The 17,874-nt window shown below is 68.8% G+C and carries 12 protein-coding genes; 4 read left to right on the forward strand and 8 right to left on the reverse strand.

From position 1 onward, the window contains the following. Positions 1-16 precede the first annotated feature (16 nt). The gene (locus ACLQ3B_RS22395) at positions 17-529 is read right to left on the reverse strand and encodes an LURP-one-related/scramblase family protein (protein WP_425782641.1); all 513 of its coding nucleotides are present in this window, start codon (positions 527-529) and stop codon (positions 17-19) included. Between the two features lie 83 nt (positions 530-612). Beyond that, a complete protein-coding gene (locus ACLQ3B_RS22400; protein WP_425782642.1) occupies positions 613-1,077 on the reverse strand; it encodes a MarR family winged helix-turn-helix transcriptional regulator in 465 nt (154 codons plus the stop codon). 76 nt (positions 1,078-1,153) lie between these two features. On the opposite strand from ACLQ3B_RS22400, the gene wrbA reads away from it, so the two are divergent. Continuing rightward, positions 1,154-1,831 carry an NAD(P)H:quinone oxidoreductase gene (gene wrbA / locus ACLQ3B_RS22405; protein WP_425782643.1) on the forward strand — a complete coding sequence of 226 codons (678 nt, stop codon included), beginning with the start codon at positions 1,154-1,156 and terminating at the stop codon, positions 1,829-1,831. 26 nt (positions 1,832-1,857) lie between these two features. Further along, positions 1,858-3,285: an MFS transporter gene (locus ACLQ3B_RS22410; RefSeq protein WP_425782644.1), complete on the forward strand. Its 1,428-nt coding sequence runs from the start codon at positions 1,858-1,860 to the stop codon at positions 3,283-3,285. 154 nt (positions 3,286-3,439) lie between these two features. On the opposite strand, the gene ACLQ3B_RS22415 is transcribed toward ACLQ3B_RS22410, so the two are convergent. Further along, positions 3,440-4,084 carry an alpha/beta fold hydrolase gene (locus ACLQ3B_RS22415; RefSeq protein WP_425782645.1) on the reverse strand — a complete coding sequence of 215 codons (645 nt, stop codon included), beginning with the start codon at positions 4,082-4,084 and terminating at the stop codon, positions 3,440-3,442. 294 nt (positions 4,085-4,378) lie between these two features. On the opposite strand from ACLQ3B_RS22415, the gene ACLQ3B_RS22420 reads away from it, so the two are divergent. Then, on the forward strand, positions 4,379-7,564 hold the full coding sequence (locus tag ACLQ3B_RS22420; RefSeq protein WP_425782646.1) for a penicillin acylase family protein: 3,186 nt from the start codon (positions 4,379-4,381) through the stop codon (positions 7,562-7,564). Positions 7,565-7,697: 133 nt separating this feature from the next. On the opposite strand, the gene ACLQ3B_RS22425 is transcribed toward ACLQ3B_RS22420, so the two are convergent. The 3 genes from ACLQ3B_RS22425 to msrA all read right to left on the reverse strand — a co-directional run bounded on the left by ACLQ3B_RS22425 (position 7,698) and on the right by msrA (position 9,825). Then, a complete protein-coding gene (locus ACLQ3B_RS22425; protein WP_425782647.1) occupies positions 7,698-8,126 on the reverse strand; it encodes a carboxymuconolactone decarboxylase family protein in 429 nt (142 codons plus the stop codon). A gap of 208 nt (positions 8,127-8,334) precedes the next feature. Continuing rightward, positions 8,335-8,991, reverse strand: coding sequence for a TetR/AcrR family transcriptional regulator (locus ACLQ3B_RS22430; protein WP_196924001.1), 657 nt, complete (start codon positions 8,989-8,991; stop codon positions 8,335-8,337). Between the two features lie 327 nt (positions 8,992-9,318). Beyond that, the gene (msrA, locus tag ACLQ3B_RS22435; protein ID WP_425782648.1) at positions 9,319-9,825 is read right to left on the reverse strand and encodes a peptide-methionine (S)-S-oxide reductase MsrA; all 507 of its coding nucleotides are present in this window, start codon (positions 9,823-9,825) and stop codon (positions 9,319-9,321) included. Positions 9,826-10,356: 531 nt separating this feature from the next. On the opposite strand from msrA, the gene ACLQ3B_RS22440 reads away from it, so the two are divergent. Further along, entirely contained in the window at positions 10,357-11,274 is a 918-nt protein-coding gene (locus ACLQ3B_RS22440; RefSeq protein ID WP_425782649.1) for an NADP-dependent oxidoreductase, read from the forward strand. Between the two features lie 236 nt (positions 11,275-11,510). Here ACLQ3B_RS22440 and ACLQ3B_RS22445 read toward each other — a convergent pair whose 3' ends face one another. Both ACLQ3B_RS22445 and ACLQ3B_RS22450 read right to left on the reverse strand, forming a co-directional pair. Then, positions 11,511-17,696: a S8 family serine peptidase gene (locus ACLQ3B_RS22445; protein ID WP_425782650.1), complete on the reverse strand. Its 6,186-nt coding sequence runs from the start codon at positions 17,694-17,696 to the stop codon at positions 11,511-11,513. Positions 17,697-17,710: 14 nt separating this feature from the next. Further along, entirely contained in the window at positions 17,711-17,863 is a 153-nt protein-coding gene (locus tag ACLQ3B_RS22450) for a hypothetical protein (protein WP_425782651.1), read from the reverse strand. Between the last annotated feature and the right edge of the window lie 11 nt (positions 17,864-17,874).

Consider the following 17,874-nt stretch of genomic DNA (forward strand, 5'->3'; position numbering starts at 1 on the left):
CAGCTGCCTCACGGGGTCAGTCCTGGTCGTCCTTCTTGTCGCGGTCCAGAGCCAGGTCGAGCGCGAGGACGCTGCCGATGATGAGCAGCGGGTCGACGCCGGCGGTGACCTGCACGGCGTAGGTGTCCCGGATCGTCAGCCACCGTTTGGAGACCGCGGCCACCTCGACGCCGTCGCGCTCGATCACGTACTCGTGGTCGAGCAGGTCACCCTTCATCTCCAGGTCGTCGGACCCCGGCACGTCGATGGTGAACTTCTCCCGGAACGGCGTGAGGAGCTTCTTGCGGACCTCTGCGGCCTTCTCGCCGCCGATCCGGATCTCGTAGGTGGGGCGCAGCGCCACCAGGTGCCGGTGCAGCGTGGCGACCTCATGCCCGGAAGCGTCCTCGATGACGACCTTGTTGCGAACGCTGAACACCTTGCCATCGACGTGGAAAACCTTGGTGCCGTGCTCGTCGAGCACGTCGAAGTCGTCGCCCATCGAGAAGAACCGCTCCCTGATGACAAACATTCTTCGATTCTCCCTCACCGTGCGCGGGAGCGCCCGTCGGCCGTTTTCGGACCGGTCCTCGCCGCAAAGGAGCTGGCACCGGAACCTCCTCGATGGAGCGGCTAGACAGTGCCGGCGGCTGTGTGGGTGGTCGGGCGTCTGGTGTCGACGTTGCCGGTCATGGCGTTGAGGATCGCGGGTAGTTCGGCCACGGTCTGAGCGGGCAGGCCGGTCACGGTTTCCTCTGCCAGGGCGTGCCATAGCAGCTTGACCTGGTCGACGAGTGCCTTCCCGCTTTCGGTGAGTTCGACGATGCTGGCGCGCTTGTCGAAGGGGGCGGGTTCGCGGCGGATGTGCCCGGAGGCTTCGAGCTTGCGGGTCATGAGCGTGACGCTGGGCGGCTCGCAGCCGAGCGCCTCGCTGAGCTGGGCCTGGATTCTTGGGCCGGTCCGGTCGAGTTCGAGCAGGAGTGCCTCTTGGCCAGGGTGCAGACCGAGCGGGGCCAGCAACGCGGCGGCCCTGGCCCGGTGGCGCAGGCTCAGCAGGCGGATGGCCTGGTTGAGGGCGTCGGCGTACTCGAAGTCCACGGACTCTCCTTGACAGGTTAGTTATCCGCATAACATTATGCGGATAACTAATTCTAGCAGCACCGGGGAGTCGGACATGACCGTGAAAGTCTCTGTCATCTACTACAGCGCGACAGGCAGTGTGCATGCGCTTGCGCAGGCCGTCGCCGAGGGGGCCGCCTCGACCGGGGCCGTCGTGCGGCTGCGGCGGGTCGCCGAGCTGGCACCGGACAGCGCAATCGACCAGAACCCACAGTGGCGGCGGCACACCGACGCGACCGCCTCGATTACCCAGGCCTCACTTGAGGACCTGGCGTGGGCCGATGCCTACGCGTTCGGGACGCCGAGCCGATTCGGCGCGCCGGCCGCGCAGCTCAAGCAGTTCATCGACCAGGCCGGCGGGCTGTGGCAGGAGGGGAAGCTGGCCAACAAACCGGTGACGGCGTTCACCTCAGCGTTCAACCGGCACGGCGGCAACGAAGCCACGATCTTGTCGCTGAGCAACGTCTTCTACCACTGGGGCTCGCTGATCGTCCCGCCCGGATTCACCGATCCGATCGTGTCCGCCGCGGGCGGCAACCCCTACGGCACGTCGCATGTGACCAGCCCGAGCGCGAACGGTCCCGATGCCGCGACGCTGGACGCGGCCAGATACCAGGGACTTCGGCTGGCCACGATCACGCTCCAGCTGCTGCGGGACCACGTCGCCGACGCGGCTGTGGACAGCGGGAACAGGCAAGGAACGCTGGCCCGAGCAGTCTCCCGGACCGCGTGAGTGGCGGATTGGCCAGGAGGCAGGCCATGACACGTTCCCGCACCGCACCCCAGCGGACCAGGCCGCGGACCGGATCCTCCTGGATGGTCCTGACGCTGGCCTGTGCCTGCCAGTTCATGGTGATCCTGGACGTCTCCATCGTCAACGTCGCGCTGCCCTCGGTCCAGCGGGATCTCGGCTTTACCGCCACCGGGCTGGCCTGGGTGGTGAATGGCTATGTGCTTACCCTCGCCGGCTTCATGCTGCTGGGCGGCCGAGCCGTTGACCTGTTCGGCCCGCGCCGGATGCTGGTCGCCGGGCTGTTGCTGTTCTCCGCCTCGAGTCTGGTCGGCGGCCTGGCGGGCGCTCCGGAGATCCTGGTGGGAGCCCGCGTCGCACAGGGCGTCGGCGCCGCGATGCTGGCCCCGACGACGTTAGCCGTGATCAACAGGCACTTCGCCGAGCCGCGGACGCGGGCCCGTGCGTTCGGGGCGTGGTCCGCCTCGGGCGGAGTGGGCGGGATGGCCGGTGCGCTCGCTGGCGGCGCCATCACCACCGGTCTGTCCTGGCGGTGGGTCTTCCTCGTCAACGTACCGATCGGCGCCGCGCTGATCGTCCTGGCCATGATGGCGCTGGTCGGAGCGCGAGCCAGCCGGCGGGGATCGCTCGACCTCGTTGGCGCGGTCACGGGAACGGCAGGGCTGGCCGCGTTGATCTACGGGGTCATGCAGAGCGCCGACCAGGGCTGGACGTCCGTGCGGGTTCTCGGGCCGGCCGTGGCGGGCCTGCTCCTGCTCGTCCTCTTCACCGTGGTGGAGGCACGTTTCGCCACCCAGCCGATGGTGCCCCTGCGGCTGTTCACGATCCGGACCGTGGCCGTCAGCAACGGCATGCTGCTGCTCTTCGGCGGGATCGCCATCGCGATGTGGTACTTCACCTCGCTGTTCATGCAGAACGCACTCGGCTACAGCGCACTTGAAGCCGGGCTCGGGCAGACACCCGCGGCGGTGACGTTCGTGGTGATCGCGCGATTCGCCGCCAACCTGCTGCCCCGAACCGGTGTACGCCCGCTGGTGCTGGCGGGCAGCGCCTGCTTCCTCGCCGGCTTCGGCTGGCTCGGCCAGGCCCACACCAGCAGCGGCTACGTCACCAACGTGCTCGGACCCACGCTGTTCATCGCTGTCGGCATCGGCCTGACGTTTCCCACCCTCATGGCCGCGGCCACCGCCGACGTGCCCGAAGGCGACGCGGGCATCATCGGCGGCCTGGCCAACACCGCCACCCAGGTCGGCGGCTCGGTAGCCCTCGCCGTATTCGCCACCGCCGCCAGCGCCAGGGCTGGAGCAGATGCCGCCCACGCCGACTCTCCTGCCGCCCTCGCCGCCGGCTACGACCTGGTCTTCCTCATGGCAGCCGGGATCGGCCTGGCTGTCGGGATAGTCAGCCTGCTGCTGCCGCAACACCGGCCCGGCTGACCGCCGTCCGTTCAGGCCGACGCGGGTGCGTCCGGACATTCCGGGTGCCGAATGACGTGCGATCCGGCCGCAAGCAGTGCGAACCGCAACGCGGACGCACTGTGGGCCGGCACCCGGCAGTCAGCCCACCGAGGCGGCCTCCGCTGACCCGCCGTCAGGGCAGCAGGTACGCGGTCAGCCGGTCGGCGAGTTGCTGCGGGTGACTGAGCGGAACCGAGTGGCCGCCGTCGATTTCGTCCGGGGTGGTGCCGAGTCGGTCGGCGGCCACCCGGCGCTGGAAATCCGCCGGGAAGAACCGTTCCTCCCGGGCGATGAGCACTCTCGTCGGCACGTCTGGCCAGGCGTCCAGGGGCCACGGCTCGTCTCCCTCCGCGCTGGCCTGGTCCCGGCTGTGTGTCGCTGCCTCCGCGACGATCTCGGCCGACACACCGGTGTAGAACTGCTGCTCCTCGCTGAGCCCTTCCGGGCTGCGGTAACCGGTGTTGGCCCACCAGTCACCGGGTCTCTCACCGGGCTTGGGGACCATTGGTGTGAGTAGGACGAGCAGCCGCACCGGCAGCCTGTCGGCGATGAGCGGCGCGGTGAACGCACCGTACGAGTGGCCGACGACCACGAGGTCGCTCCGGTCGCCGATCGCGTCGACGACCGTCCGGCAGAACTCGGCGAACCCCGCGGAGCTGTCCTCGATCGGCAGCTCCGGCACCACCACGTCGTGGCCGCGGCTGACCAGCTCGGGAACGAGGAGATGCCAGTCCCAGGCGCTGCCCCCGCCGCCGTGGATCAGAACGAAAGTCGCCATGGCCCGAAGCCTCACACGCCGGTACGACAGCCACCGCTCGCGTCATCGCAGGAGCCAGGGTCAGGTACGGGAGCAGCACGGGTAGCGATAAGAGCCTTCATGGCGAAACGTCGGCATTGGCGCGTGGTGAACGACGGGTATCCCCGAGGGGGATCCTGCGTCGATCATTGCCCGAAGATAGATGTGAGTCACTCTCACCTCCGGGTGGAACGCCCGGGCACGGAGGGCGAGACGTCGGCACCGGCAGCCGGGCGTGACCGAAAGGCCCGACTCCGCGTCCCCCGGAGGATCGCCATGCCCCGTACCGCCGTCCGTAACCGGCTGGCGGCGTTCACCGCCGCCGCCCTGACCGCGAGCGTCCTGACGGTGACCCCGCCGTCACCCGCGCTGGCCGCCACCACGTTCGCCGCCAACGACTACTGCCTCGGCCAGTGCGCCGACATCCTGCCGCCCGGGCAGAACGGCAACGCCACGCTTGTCGCCATCCTGGCGCACCAGGCGCTCGGCACCCGCCCGGCGCACTCCAGCGACCAGCTCGACGAGTACGCGAACCTGGTCTACAACTACGCCGGGCTGACCGACGAGCAGATCGCCCGCTTCTACAACGACGCCTCGTTCGGCGTACCGGCCGCGCAGGTCGAGAGCACCGTCTCGCCGCGCGCGGACGTCACCATCGTGCGGGACAAGGCCACCGGCGTCCCGCACGTCACCGGCACCACCCGCGCCGGCACCATGTTCGGCGCCGGCTATGCCGGTGCCCAGGACCGGCTCTGGGTGATGGACCTGTTGCGGCACGCCGGTCGCGGCACGCTCACCTCGTTCGCCGGCGGCGCGCCCGGCAACCGGGAGTTGGAGCAGAGCATCTGGGCCAACTCGCCCTACTCCGAGGCCGACCTCCAGGCCCAGGTGGACGCGTTGCGCCTCAAGGGCACCCGGGGCCAGCAGCTCTACACCGACGTGGCCGACTACATCGCCGGGATCAACGCCTACATCGACAGGTCGATCGCCGACGACAACTACCCGGGTGAGTACGTCCTCGCCGGCGCCGGCAAGCCGACGCACTTCACCATGACCGACCTCATCGCGACCGCCGGCGTCGTCGGCGGGCTCTTCGGCGGGGGCGGCGGCAGCGAGATCCAGTCCGCGCTGGTCCGGGTGGCCGCCCGCGCCAAGTACGGCGCCACCGAGGGCGACCGGGTGTGGGCGGCGTTCCGCTCGCAGAACGACCCGGAGACCGTGCTCACCCTGCACGACGGGCAGAGCTTCCCGTACGGGGCGACGCCGCCCGGCGCGACCAGCGCGGTGCTCCCCGACGCCGGCACGGTGGTCGCCGAGCCCCTCGCCCACGACGCCACCGGCGGGGCCGCCGCCCGCACCGGCGCCAGCACCGCCACCCCGGGGCTGCTCGGCGGCCTGGCGAACCTGCGCGCGCACGGCATGTCCAACGCGGTCGTGGTCTCCGGGCGGCACACCACCACCGGCAACCCGGTCGCCGTCTTCGGGCCGCAGACCGGCTACTTCGCTCCGCAGCTGCTGATGCTCCAGGAACTGCAGGGGCCGGGCATCAGCGCTCGCGGCGCCGCGTTCGCCGGACTCAACCTCTACGTGCTGCTCGGCCGGGGCCAGGACTACGCGTGGAGCGCCACCTCCGCCGCACAGGACCTCACCGACACGTACGCGGTGCCGCTGTGCACCACCGACGGCAGCGCCCCGACGCTGCGCACCAACCGCTACCTCTACCACGGGCAGTGCCTCGCCATGGAGGCGCTGGAGCAACGCAACTCCTGGTCCCCGACGCTGGCCGACTCCACCCCCGCCGGCTCATACACGCTGCGCGCGCTGCGAACCAAGTACGGGCTGGTGGCCCACCGGGGCCTGGTGAACGGGCAGCCGACCGCGTTCACCAAACTGCGCTCGACCTACCGGCACGAGGCTGACTCGGCGATCGGCTTCCAGGCCTTCAACGACCCGTCCGCGATGGGCAGCGCGGCGGCCTTCCAGGGGTCCGCGGCCAACGTCGGGTACGCGTTCAACTGGTTCTACGTCAACTCGACCGAGGCGGCGTACGTCAATTCCGGCTCGAACCCGGTCCGTCCGGCCACCGCCGACCCGAATCTGCCCACAAAGGCCGAACCGGCGTACGAGTGGGCCGGCTGGAACCCGGACACCAACGACGCCACCTACGCTCCGGCGTCGGCGCATCCGCAGTCGATCAACCAGGACTACTACGTCAGCTGGAACAACAAGCAGGCGCGCGACTTCGGGGCCGCGGACGGCAACTTCAGCTTCGGCTCCGTACACCGGGCTCAGATGCTCGACGGCCCGGTGCGCGCCGCGATCGCCCAGCGCAAGCTCGGCCGCGCCGACGTCGTCAAGATCATGGCGGACGCGGCGGTGACCGACCTGCGCGGCCAGCAGGTTCTCGATGACCTGCTGCGGGTGCTGGACAGCACGCCGGTCACGGATCCGGCGCTGGCCGAGGCGGTCGGCAAGCTGCGCGCCTGGCAGCAGGCCGGGGCCCGTCGGGTGGAGACGTCCCCCGGCTCGAAGGTCTACCAGCACGCCGACGCCATCCGGATCTTCGACGCCTGGTGGCCGCTGCTGGCCTCGGCGCAGTTCCGTCCCGGCCTCGGGCCGGACCTCTACGCCGCGCTCGTCGACGCCATCGAGGTGAACGAGGCGCCGTCGGGCGGCCAGAACGGGGGACGCGACGGCGCCGCGAGCTGGGGGTCGCAGGGGCAGGCGCACAAGGGCTCGTCGTTCCAGTACGGCTGGTGGGGCTACGTCGACAAGGACCTGCGCGCCGTACTCGGCGACTCGGTGGCCGGTGGGCTGGGCCGCGCGTACTGCGGCAACGGCAACCTCGGCGCGTGCCGGCAGGCCCTGCTCGACGCGCTCGGCCAGGCCGCCGCGCTGCCGGCCACCACTGTCTACCCGGGGGACAAGTCCTGCGGGGCCGGCGATCAGTGGTGCGCCGACTCGATCGCCCAGTCCGGCCTCGGCGGCATCACCCAGCCGCTGATCGCCTGGCAGAACCGCCCCACCTACCAGCAGGTCGTCTCGTTCCCGGCGCACCGGGGCGACGACGTCACCAACCTGGCGCAGGGCCGTCCGACCACCGCGTCGAGCACCCAGTTCCTGACCAGCTACACCCCGGGCAAGGCGGTCGACGGCAGCCTCGACAGCCGGTGGGCCAGCAGCTACAACGACAACCAGTGGCTGCGGGTCGACCTCGGCGCGACCCGCAGCGTCAGCCGGGCGGTGCTGCGCTGGGAATCCGCGTACGGCACCGCGTACCGGATCGAGGTCTCCGGCGACGGCAGCTCCTGGACGCCGGTGTTCGCCACCACCACCGGCAACGGCGGCGTCGACAATGCCACCTTCGCGCCGGTCACCGCCCGCTACGTGCGGGTGTACGGGGTCAAGCGGGCCACCTCGTACGGGTTCTCGCTCTACGAGTTCGAACTGTACGGACGGTGATCTCAGCCCGGAGGGGGCGGCGGGAACCACTCGCCGACCCCTCCGGACGTGCGCAGCGCCATGGTTGGCAGTCGGCGCCCGAAGCGATCAGCACGGCTGCGAGCCTGCTCCGATCGCAGCGCCGGGGGTCACCTCACACGGCAGGCGCCGTCGTGGGCATGGCACCCTCGGCGAGCTTGAGTCGCGTCCAAATGTTCATGTTGATGACGACAGCGACGATCTCCAGGATCTCGTCCTCCGTGAAGTGCGCAGCCATTCTGTCGTGTGCCGTCTGGAGCCGCGCGTTGACGGTGACGTCGGCGGCCCGGGTCAACACCTCGGCATAGGCCAGGGCGGCTTGTTCCTCTTCGGTGAACAGTTGCGTCTCCCACCACGCGCTGAGGGTCTCGACCTTGGGCGGCGGGATGTCGGCGGCGCGGGCGGCGGCGTGGTGCACCAGAAGGCAGTAGCTGCAATTGTTGATCTGCGCGACGCGTAATCGCAGGAGCTGAGCCAGGGCTTGGTCCACCTGGAGCGTGGCGGTATGGCCGAAAGCTGCAGCACCCGCGTTTGCCAGAGCCATGAGTCGTTCGTTTGTGACGTTCAGTCGGACGTTCTGAATCCTGGTATCCAAGAGGTGACCTCCTTCAGGTCACAACGACACACCAGTCGTGGGGACGTCACTTGGTGCGCAGCAGGCCCGCAGCTAGGCCAGGGATCAGCTCGGTCTTGAGGGTGGCGTCGGGTGAAGGGGGCTTGCCGGATGGGAACCAGGGTCGCATTGGCCCCAGTTAGGGGGTCGGCTCACCGGACGGCTGCACGAGGAACGACTTGATGTGTTCCAGTGCCATGTCCAGCGCGACCCCCATCGGTGCGACGTCGTGCGCGGCGTTCGCCAGCAGGTAGCCGCCCTGCAACGCGGCCATCAACCCCGTGGCCAACTTCTCCGGGTCGGCGTCCTGGCGCAGCAGGCCGCTGTCCCGCATGCGGTGCAGACCATCGCTGATCAGCTTTTCCCATGCCGCGAACGTCTCCGACAGCGACGATCGCGCCTGCTCATCTTGATCGGACAGCTCAAGAGCCATCGACCCGAGGCCGCACCCGTATTTGCCGTTGTTCAACGAGTTGGCCTGGACCAGCGCGTTACGCCACCGGACCAGCCCTGAGAATGATCTCAGTCGTTCGAGCCCTGCACGCTCACGCTGAAGCACGAGCGCGCCTCGATATTTGACCAAGGCGCGCACAAGTTCCTGCTTGTCGGCGAAGTGGTGGTAGAGCTGAGACTTGCTCGTCTGGCTTGCCTCGCGGATGTCGTCGAGGGTCGTCGCGTTCACTCCGCGCACGAGCATCAGGCGGTTCGCGGCCTCGAGGATTCGCTCTCGGGTCGCGATGCCCCGTTGACTGATCCTCCGCCTATTCGTCGGCGCAGCCACCTGCTCGTCGCTCATCTGTCAAGTGTATCCAGTGCATCAGATAATCTAGGGGGGTGGGACCTTGGAGTCCATCATTGTCACGTCGCATTCCCGTGATGGTGACCGACGGACGTCCGAGTTGTCCGCTCGATGAACGTGTTCCAGATCGTCAGATCATTTTCCGTGGGAAGTGCCACTGGACCATCTGGTCCTAGAAAAAAGAGGTCTCTGCTGTTGTGGGCGACGCCCCGTGAGCGGCGCTCCGGCTAGAGTCCGAACCCATCCGGCGGGCTCCTCATCCGGGCCGCCGCTCACCTCGGCCCCGATCCGGCGCGCGGACCCGCCGTCCGCGCGCCGGAGGTGTCAGGCCGTCGTCCGCTTCGGAAGCTTCCACCCCGGGCGGGGGAAGTGGCAGGTGTATCCGTTGGGGTAGGTCTGCAGGTAGTTCTGGTGCTCAGGCTCGGCCTCCCAGAAGTCCCCTGCTGCGGTGACCTCGGTGACGACCTTGCCAGGCCACAGGCCCGAGGCGTCGACATCGGCGATGGTGTCCTCGGCGACCCGCTTCTGCTCGTCGCTTGTGTAGAAAATCGCCGAGCGGTAGCTCATGCCGATGTCGTTACCCTGGCGGTTCCTCGTCGACGGGTCGTGGATCTGGAAGAAGAACTCGAGCAGCGCCCGGAAGTCGGTCTGGTCGGTGTCGTAGGCGACCTCAATGGACTCCGCGTGGGTGCCGTGGTTGCGGTAGGTGGCGTTCGGGACGTCGCCGCCGCTGTACCCGACGCGGGTGGACACGACCCCGGGCTGGCGACGGAACAACTCCTCCATGCCCCAGAAGCAGCCGCCGGCGAGAATCGCCTTTTCGGTGTTCACATCGTCTCCTTGCTTGTCGTCGTGCTGGTGTTGGCGTCACTCGTGAACAGGGTGCGGTATTCGCCGTACCAGTAGGCGTTGGCGAACGGAGCCCACCTGGACACGCAAGTACAGACAATCCCCGGGTCGGCCGTATTCCCGCAGCCGCTGCCATGAATGGACCCTAAAGTCCTGACCGAGGCCTTTGATTGAGGTGCCAGCTCGTCTTGTTCCTCAGCTCTGAGCTGCGATTACGTTCTGACACGGCAGTGATCACCCGACCCGATAGTGGACTTGACAGACCAGTTTGGCCGCAACTAGGTTCGGAGCGTCCGACCGGATGCCTCCGGTAGCGATGCGCTGCCCGACCTGCGCGCCGGCTTTGAGTTGGGCGGGCGTCCCCGCCGCTCGGCGACATCCTCACCGTCGCTCCGCAGTCGCTACCGGTCAGCGTGGTGTGGCACGGCGCCGAGGCTTGGCGCCGCCAATGCTGGGAACGCAGTTGTGCTCCTCGTGGCAGTGCGGCGAGGACTGGATGCAAGGAGATACCTGGTGAAGGCGATCGTGGTGACGGACGAGGCTGCGGGAACGGCCGGAATGACGCTGGTGGAGCGGCCCGAGCCGGAACCGGCAATCAACGACGTCGTTGTCCAGGTTCATGCGTCGGGGTTCGTCCCAACCGAGATGGCATGGCCCTCGACCTGGACCGATCGCCTCGGCCGTGACCGGACTCCGTCGATACCCGGGCACGAGCTGGCCGGAGTGGTAAGCGCACTCGGGTATGGCACGACGGGACTGTCGGTGGGACAGCGGGTCTTCGGCCTCACGGACTGGACCCGCGACGGCACCCTGGCGGAGTATGTGGCTGTCGAGGCGCGCAACCTCGCACCGCTGCCCGGCGACGTCGACTTCACGGTGGGCGCGAGCCTGCCGATCTCTGGTCTGACCGCTTGGCAGGGACTGTTCGAGCACGGCCGCCTTCGGGCGGGGCAGAGCGTCCTCGTGCACGGCGCAGCCGGCGCTGTCGGTTCGATGGTGACGCAGCTCGCTCGCGAGTTCGGCGCCTATGTCATCGGCACCGGGCGCGCTGCCGACCGGCAGAAGGCGTTCGAATTCGGCGCGCAGGAGTTCGTCGACCTCGAGAACGACGTCCTCGAGGACGTCGGTGGGACTGATCTGGTTTTTGACGTCATCGGCGGCGACATCGGGAAACGGTCGGCAGGCCTGATTCGACCCGGAGGAAGCCTGGTGTCCGTCGTAGGGGCGCCCGAGGTGCGGCCCGTGGACGCCCTGACGATCGATTTCGTCGTGACGTCTGATCGCGGCCAGCTAACTGAAATCGTCCAACGGGTACGCGACGGGCGCCTGCGGACGAACATCGGCAAAGTCGCGGACCTCGACGACGCCGTCGCGGCTCTCAACCCGACCGAGCGGATCACCGGAAAGACGATCATCCTCGCTCGCTCGTAAGGATTCGGGGGCAGCTACCGGTCCCGCCGTTCTTGTGGATCACCGTTGACGGCATGGTCGGCGGCACCTGGCCCTCGGAACGTGCCACCGCGATCTCGCCGGCGGAGCTGCGGACGTGTCCATTTGGACTTGACCGTCCAAAGAACCACAGCAACCCTGGGTAGTCATGGTCAGAGCCTCCCCGGCGATCCTTTCCGAGGAGGCTCTGACCACTGCTCGCTAACTGGCTGGCTAGCTCAGAGGCGCGGGTCCTGCTGGACCTTCAGGGCGTTGAGGATCGGGTCGCTCTCGCCCTTGTCGCGGAGAAGCTCGACCTTCAGATCGCCACCGGCGTGCTCGACGGTGACCGTGTTCACGTCCGCGGTCAGGGCACCCACCTTCGCCTGCACGTCGTGGTCGTAGAGCACGACCTTGCCGCCGACCAGAACATCGAAGGTACGTTTGCCGGCCTTGACCTTCTCGATCTCGGCGAAGTCGAGGGCGATCCGGTACGTCCCGGCGGGGGCGTTCTTGAACACGTAGCTGAACGTCTTGCCGGTCCGCTGGGTGCGGAACAGCGCGTCGTCCTCGGTGCCGGCGATGTTGGCCTTGGTGACATGCGCCTTGCCGCCGACGTAGCCCCAGGGCCGCGAGCCGAGCGCCTGGTCGGGCGCCCAGAAGAAGCCGTCGGAATCGACGTATCCCGACCCGCCCACGTCGACGCCCTTCCAGTAGGCGGACGTCGCCAGGCGGACCGGCTTGAGCTGGGTCTCGCCCTTGCCGGCGTTCGACGACACGAGCACGTCCCCGACCAACACCCCGGGCTTGATGCCGGCGTTGTCGGCCGTCACCGTGACCGTGGTGGACGTGCCAGCCGCGAGCGTGACCGTGCCGGTTGCGGCCGGACCCGTCAGGGCCAGCCAGGGAAGGTCGGCGGCTTCGTGCCCACCGTCGCTGGTGCGCGTCTGCTCGCTGACCCGCACGTCGAGCGGGGCGGAGCCGGTGTTGGTGACTGTCAGGTCGGCCGTCGCCTTCTGGTTCCTGTCAAGGAGCCAGTCGAGGTCAGCTCCGGTGACGGTGGCGATGCCCGTGGTCAGCGCAGTGTCGACGGCCTCGGCCTGGCCCTTCTTCGTGATGGTCACGGGGTGGCTGGCGGTGACGTAGTTCGGCGCCTCGACCTGCACGGTGTTCTCACCGACCAGTGCCTGGGCCTTCCACCGGCCCTGCACATCGGTGGTGATGACCCGCTCACCGTTCGGTCCCTTGAGCGTGACGATCGCGCCCGCGATCGCCTTGCCGTCGTTCTTGTCGGTGACCGTGCCCTCGATCGTGCCCGCGGACGGGAGGGTGTACTCCAGGCCCAGGCCGGCCTTCAGGACAGGCTGGTTGAAGGAGTACTGGCTGGCGGGGTTGCGCGTCAGGCTCTCCACGCCGACCGTCGCCGACGAGCCCTTGGTGAGGGGGTTGTCGCCGCCGACGCCGTCGGCGTACCCGATCTGGATCCGTCCGTCCGCGATCAGGGTGACTGAGAAGCTCACGCGGGCCGTCTGGTCACCGTAGAAGGCGACGTTGCGCCACTCGATCACCTGCGCCGCCAGCCCGTCCACAGTCGTCGTGCCGTAGTAGATGCCCGCCTCATCGTCGACGATGAGGTCGTCCCAGAGCGGATAGATCGCATCGATCGGGTACGGCGACGGCAGTGCCGTGTTGCTCCCCGACGTGCTGGCGCGGTCGAAGGCCAGCGTGCCGTTCGTCGTCACGCAAACGCCGTCCCAAGCCGTGTCGTAGAACGGGAACACGAAGCTGGAGTCGAACCACAGCACGCCGCAGAGGTCATCGCCGTGCCACCCGGACTCCTCCGTGCCCTGGCGGTAGAGCCCGTCGGCCACCTTCATCGAGTACGAGCGGCCGGCGGGCGCCACCGGTACGGGACCCGGCGCCGGCTGCTCGGGCTCGGGCTCCGGCTCCACCGCGTCGGCGCGCGGGTCGAGCGTCACCCGCAGCGCGGCGATGCTCGGGGCCTTCAGACCCTTCGAGCCCCGCAGTTCCACGGTCAGGGGACCGCCCTCGTGCTGCACGACAGCCCTCCGCCAGTCGGCGGCGTTCGGCCCCACGGCCGCGGCCGTGTCGTACGCGTAGTCCGTCAGCGCTCCGTCCACGACGACGTCGAACACCCGCTTGCCCTTGGCCACCTTGTCGATCTCGGCGAACCCGAGGTCGATGGCGTAGGTGCCCTTGGGCGCGTCGGGGAACGTGTAGAACAGTTGCTTGTCCGCAGTGGTGCGCTGCGACTGGAACAGGGCGTCGTCAGTCGTGCCGGCGATCCCGGCGTTCGTGGCGGCAACCTTCGTCTTGCCCTCGTAGCCCCACGCCTTCTTGCTCGCGGGCTGGTCGGCCGACCAGGTGTAGCCGGAGCCGTCGGTGAACTTCGCGCCGCCGGCGTTGACGCCGACCTGGTACTTCGTGGTCGTGAGCGTCACCGGGACGTAGGTCTTGGACTGGCGTCCGGAGTCGGACCGCACCACGATGTTCGCGCCGAGGACTCCTGGCTTGGCGCCCTTCGACGAGATCGAGACCTTGACCGTCGTCGACTGACCCGGGGCGAGGGTGCCACCGGTCGAGGAGAGCGACAGCCACGGCAGGTCGGTGAGCAGGTCGTCCTCGACGTCGACGAGCACGACGTCATCGGCGATCTGGTCCACGGCCCACAGCGCACCTGTCGAGTCGGTCTCGAGGCCGCCGCCCTGGCCCACCTTCTGGCCGGGGAACCACCACGCGTTCACGAGCGAGCAGTCGTCGGGGTCGACCTGGAGCAGGCGGCTGGACCGGTCCGTGGTGAGGTCGGTGTACCAGATGGTGTCGGACGCCTGGTTGTAGGCCAGGCCGATCACCTCGGGCAGCGGCGGTGAGCAGAAGGACAGCAGCGCACCCGGGTTGTCGTGCGACGTCCCGGCCACAGTTCCGATCGAGCCGTTCGCCCGCCCGCCGACGTAGAACACGTCCTCCTTCGGGTTGTAGGCGAGTCCGGTCAGCGGCAGCGTGGACCAGTCACCCTTGACCTGCCGGGTCTCCTTCCCGGTCTTCCGGTCGAAGCAGTGGATGTAGCTGGCCGGACTGTCCTCCATCTGGCACATGTCACCGGTCTTGGTGTCCAGCGCCATGTCGAACGCCCGGTACGCGGGGTTCCACGACGCGTCGAAGACCTTCGAAGTCGGCTTGCCCGTCACCGTGTAGGCGGTGTTGGTCCGCGCGTTGTAGTCGTGGACCCAGACGTCGCCGTCGTACCCGATGCCGGAGGGCTCCTTCTCCGCGATCGTGCCCGGGATGGCGATCCGGGTGATGACGTCACCGCCGGAGGTCGTACCGACCTTGGCGGCCGCCTGCGCCTCCGCGGCGCTCGCCGTCGCGGCCTTGCCGTCGACGTTCGACGGCTTCATGCCGCTCGCGCCGGCCTTCCAGGCGGCGAGGTCGATCGTGCTGGCCGCGCCCTTGCCGGTGCGCCCGGTGGTGCCGGCGCCGTCGAGTTCGGGGTGCCGCGCGGCCTCGCCCAGGTTGTACGTGAGGGGGGCGGAGCCGTTGTTGGTGAGCGTCAGCGAGCCCACGCCGTTCTGGCCGGTGCCCAACAGCGCTTCGAGGCCGTCGGCCTTCAGCCCGGCCACGCCCGTGGTCAGCCGTGCGTCGATAGTGGCCTTGGCGTAGAGCTTGTCGAGTGAGAACGGGTACGACACGGTCGTGTAGTTCGGCACGTCGACGGTCATCGTGTAGTCGCCGAGCGGAAGCTGGCGATGCACGACGCCGGTCCCGTCGGTCGTGACGGTCTCGACGAGCCCATCCTTGTTCGTGAACGACACCTTGGCGCCGGCCACCGGCAGCCCGTCGTTCTTGTCGACGACCGTCGCGTCGAGGTACCCGAAGTCAGGCATGTCGTAGGTGACGATCATCCCGTCGCGCAGCACCGGGGCGTGGTCGGAGAACCGGATGCCGTCGACGCCGGCCCAGCCCTGAATGCCGCTGATGGCGAGGGAGCCGGCGGTCACCGGGTCGTCTGTCCCGATGCCGTCACCGTAGCCGAAGATCACGGTGCCGGAGCGGGTGAGCGTGGCCGAGAAGCTGACGGGCTCCGTTTCCTCCGACCGCTCCGGATAGGCCCAGAGTTTGGCGTTGCGGTACTCGACGACGAACGCGTCCTCGCCGTTGACCTTGGTGGCTGCCGTGAAGACTCCCCCGCCGGGGGCGAACTCGACGGGGGTCTGGACGGAGAACGGGAAGATGCCCGCACCGCCGTAGCCGGGGCCGGTGGTGGTGTCCGGGGAGATCACGCCGCGCAGGCTGACCCCGAGGGTGTCGTGGCTGCCGTTGTAGAGCGCGATCGGGAACGGCAGCTTCACCGTCGCCCACACGCCGCTGGTGAAGGCGACCGGGTCGGTGCCGCGCAGGTATTCGCCGTCGGAGACGGCGCAGCTGTAGCCGCCCTTGTCGATGACGAGCCCGACCGGGATCTCGCGCGACTCGTTCTGCGCACCGACGGTCAGCGCGATGGTCGTGGGCGAGAAGCAGGCGTTGGGCTTGACGGCCAGCTTGTACGCGCCCTCGGGCACGGCGGTGATCGTGAACGCGCCGTTGGCGTCGGTGCGTACCGGCTTCAGCGGTGTGTCCGTGACGGAGACGTCGGCGTTCGGGACGGGCTGCTTCTTGTCGTCGACGACCCGGCCGCTGATGTCGTGCTTCGCGGCGGCCGTGAGCGGCAGCTTGACCGAGGTGTCCTGGCCGAGGGAGATCGTCACGTTGGCGGTCGCGGTCAGGTAACCGAAGACCTTGGTGCTGAGCTGGTAGTCGCCGACCGGGAGGTTCGTGGTGAACTTGCCGTCCTTGTCGGTTCCGATCGACCGGCTGAACGGCCCGCTGATCGTCACGTCGGCCGCGGGGACCGGGGCGCCGTCGGCGGTGACGACACCGGTGAGGGTGCCGCCCTTGCGGGGCGCGAGCTCCAGCAGGCGGACGAGGTCGAGCCGGCCCTCGCCGTACTTGTTGTTGATCTCGGCGGTGCCGCCGCACTCGGTGTCGTCGACGTCGACGGCCGACTCGCCGAGCAGGCGGCGGGTCTCCTCGACCTGCCCGATGAGGGTCGGGTCGTAGCTCCACAGCGCCGCGACGGCGCCGGCGACGTGGGGTGCGGCCATCGAGGTACCGGACATCTCGACGTAGCTGTTGCCCGGGTACGACGAACGGACGCCGTCGCCCGGAGCGGAGATCTCGGGCTTGATCCGGCCACCTTCACCCTCGCCCTTGCGGGAGAACAACGAGAGCGTGCCGTCCGGCTGGTAGGCGCCGACGGAGTAGGCGCTCTCGGCGGAGCCGGGCGAGGAGACGGTGTCGCAGGCGGCGTACGGAGTGGTGTTGCCCGATGACCAGACGCTGAAGATGCCGGCGGCGCTCCAGGCCTCGTCGATGGCCTGGAAGAAGTCGTCGAAGCTGTGCTCGATGGTCTGGCCCCACGAGTTGTTGATGACCTGGGGGCGCTTGGACGGGTCGGGGTTGTTGCCCTGAAGGTCGGTCGGGGCGAGCAGCCACCAGCCGGAGCGGAGCAGCGACTCGACGCCGGTGCTGTCGCAGCAGCCGTTCGTCGCGATCCACTGCGCGTCCGGCGCGACGCCGACGTGGTTGGTGCCGTCGTCACCGACCATGGTGCCCATGGTGTGCGTGCCGTGCCCGTTGTCGTCGCACGGTGTTCCCGTGCACGTGCCCCGGGTGGCCATCCAGTTGTAGTTGTGGTCGATGGTGCCGTCGGGCTTCGCGCCGCGGTACTGGTGCATCAGGGCGGGGTGGTCGAACTGGACGCCCGAGTCGAGGTTGGACACGGTGATGCCCGCGCCGGTGGCGCCCATGGCCCACGCCTCGGGCGCGTGGATGGAGTCCAGCCCCCACGAGACGGTCCCTGCCTCGGCGGCCTTCTTCGGGGCGGCGGGTCGGGCACCCTGGTCGGTGGGGATCTTCTCGTCCACGGGCTCGACAAGCGCGACCTGCGGCGTCGCGTGGATCTCGGCGACCTGCACCTTCGAGGCCACGTTGAGGGCGAGCTTCTCGGTGCCCCCCTTGACGAGCACGGCGTTGGCGATCGGGTAGGAGGTGTACTTGACACCCGCCCGGTCGAGGTCGGGGGAGACGGATGCCAGGGAATCCTTCGCCGCCGCGGTCAGCGCGTCGTAGACGAACTGACCACGAGCGGTCCAGTCGGCGAGCTTCTTCGCCGGCCCGAGGTCGGCTCCGGTCTCGAACGTGATCCAGAAGTCGGACTGTGGCTGCGCGCGGAAGCGGTCCTTCAGGTTCGAGGCGATCTTGTTGGCGGGGCCTGGATCAGGCTCGGCGGCGGACGCCGGTGGTGCCTGGATCATGCTCAGGCCTACCGCTACGGCCAGCGAAGCCGCGAGGGCTTTGAGTCTCATGAGAGTCCTTCGACCTACAGGGGTTGGTAGGGGTCGTGGTTCATGTGGTCGTCGGCACCGTCGGCGTCTTGGGCGTCGGGGGCGCTGACGAGCGGCTCGCGGGGCGGCTCAGGTGGCGGCTGCTGCTCGATCGCGGCGTCGTCACGCGCGACGTGTCGCTCAGGCATGTATTGCCCAA

It is taken from the genome of Micromonospora sp. DT53, from assembly GCF_049841535.1.
Lineage (GTDB): Bacteria > Actinomycetota > Actinomycetes > Mycobacteriales > Micromonosporaceae > Micromonospora.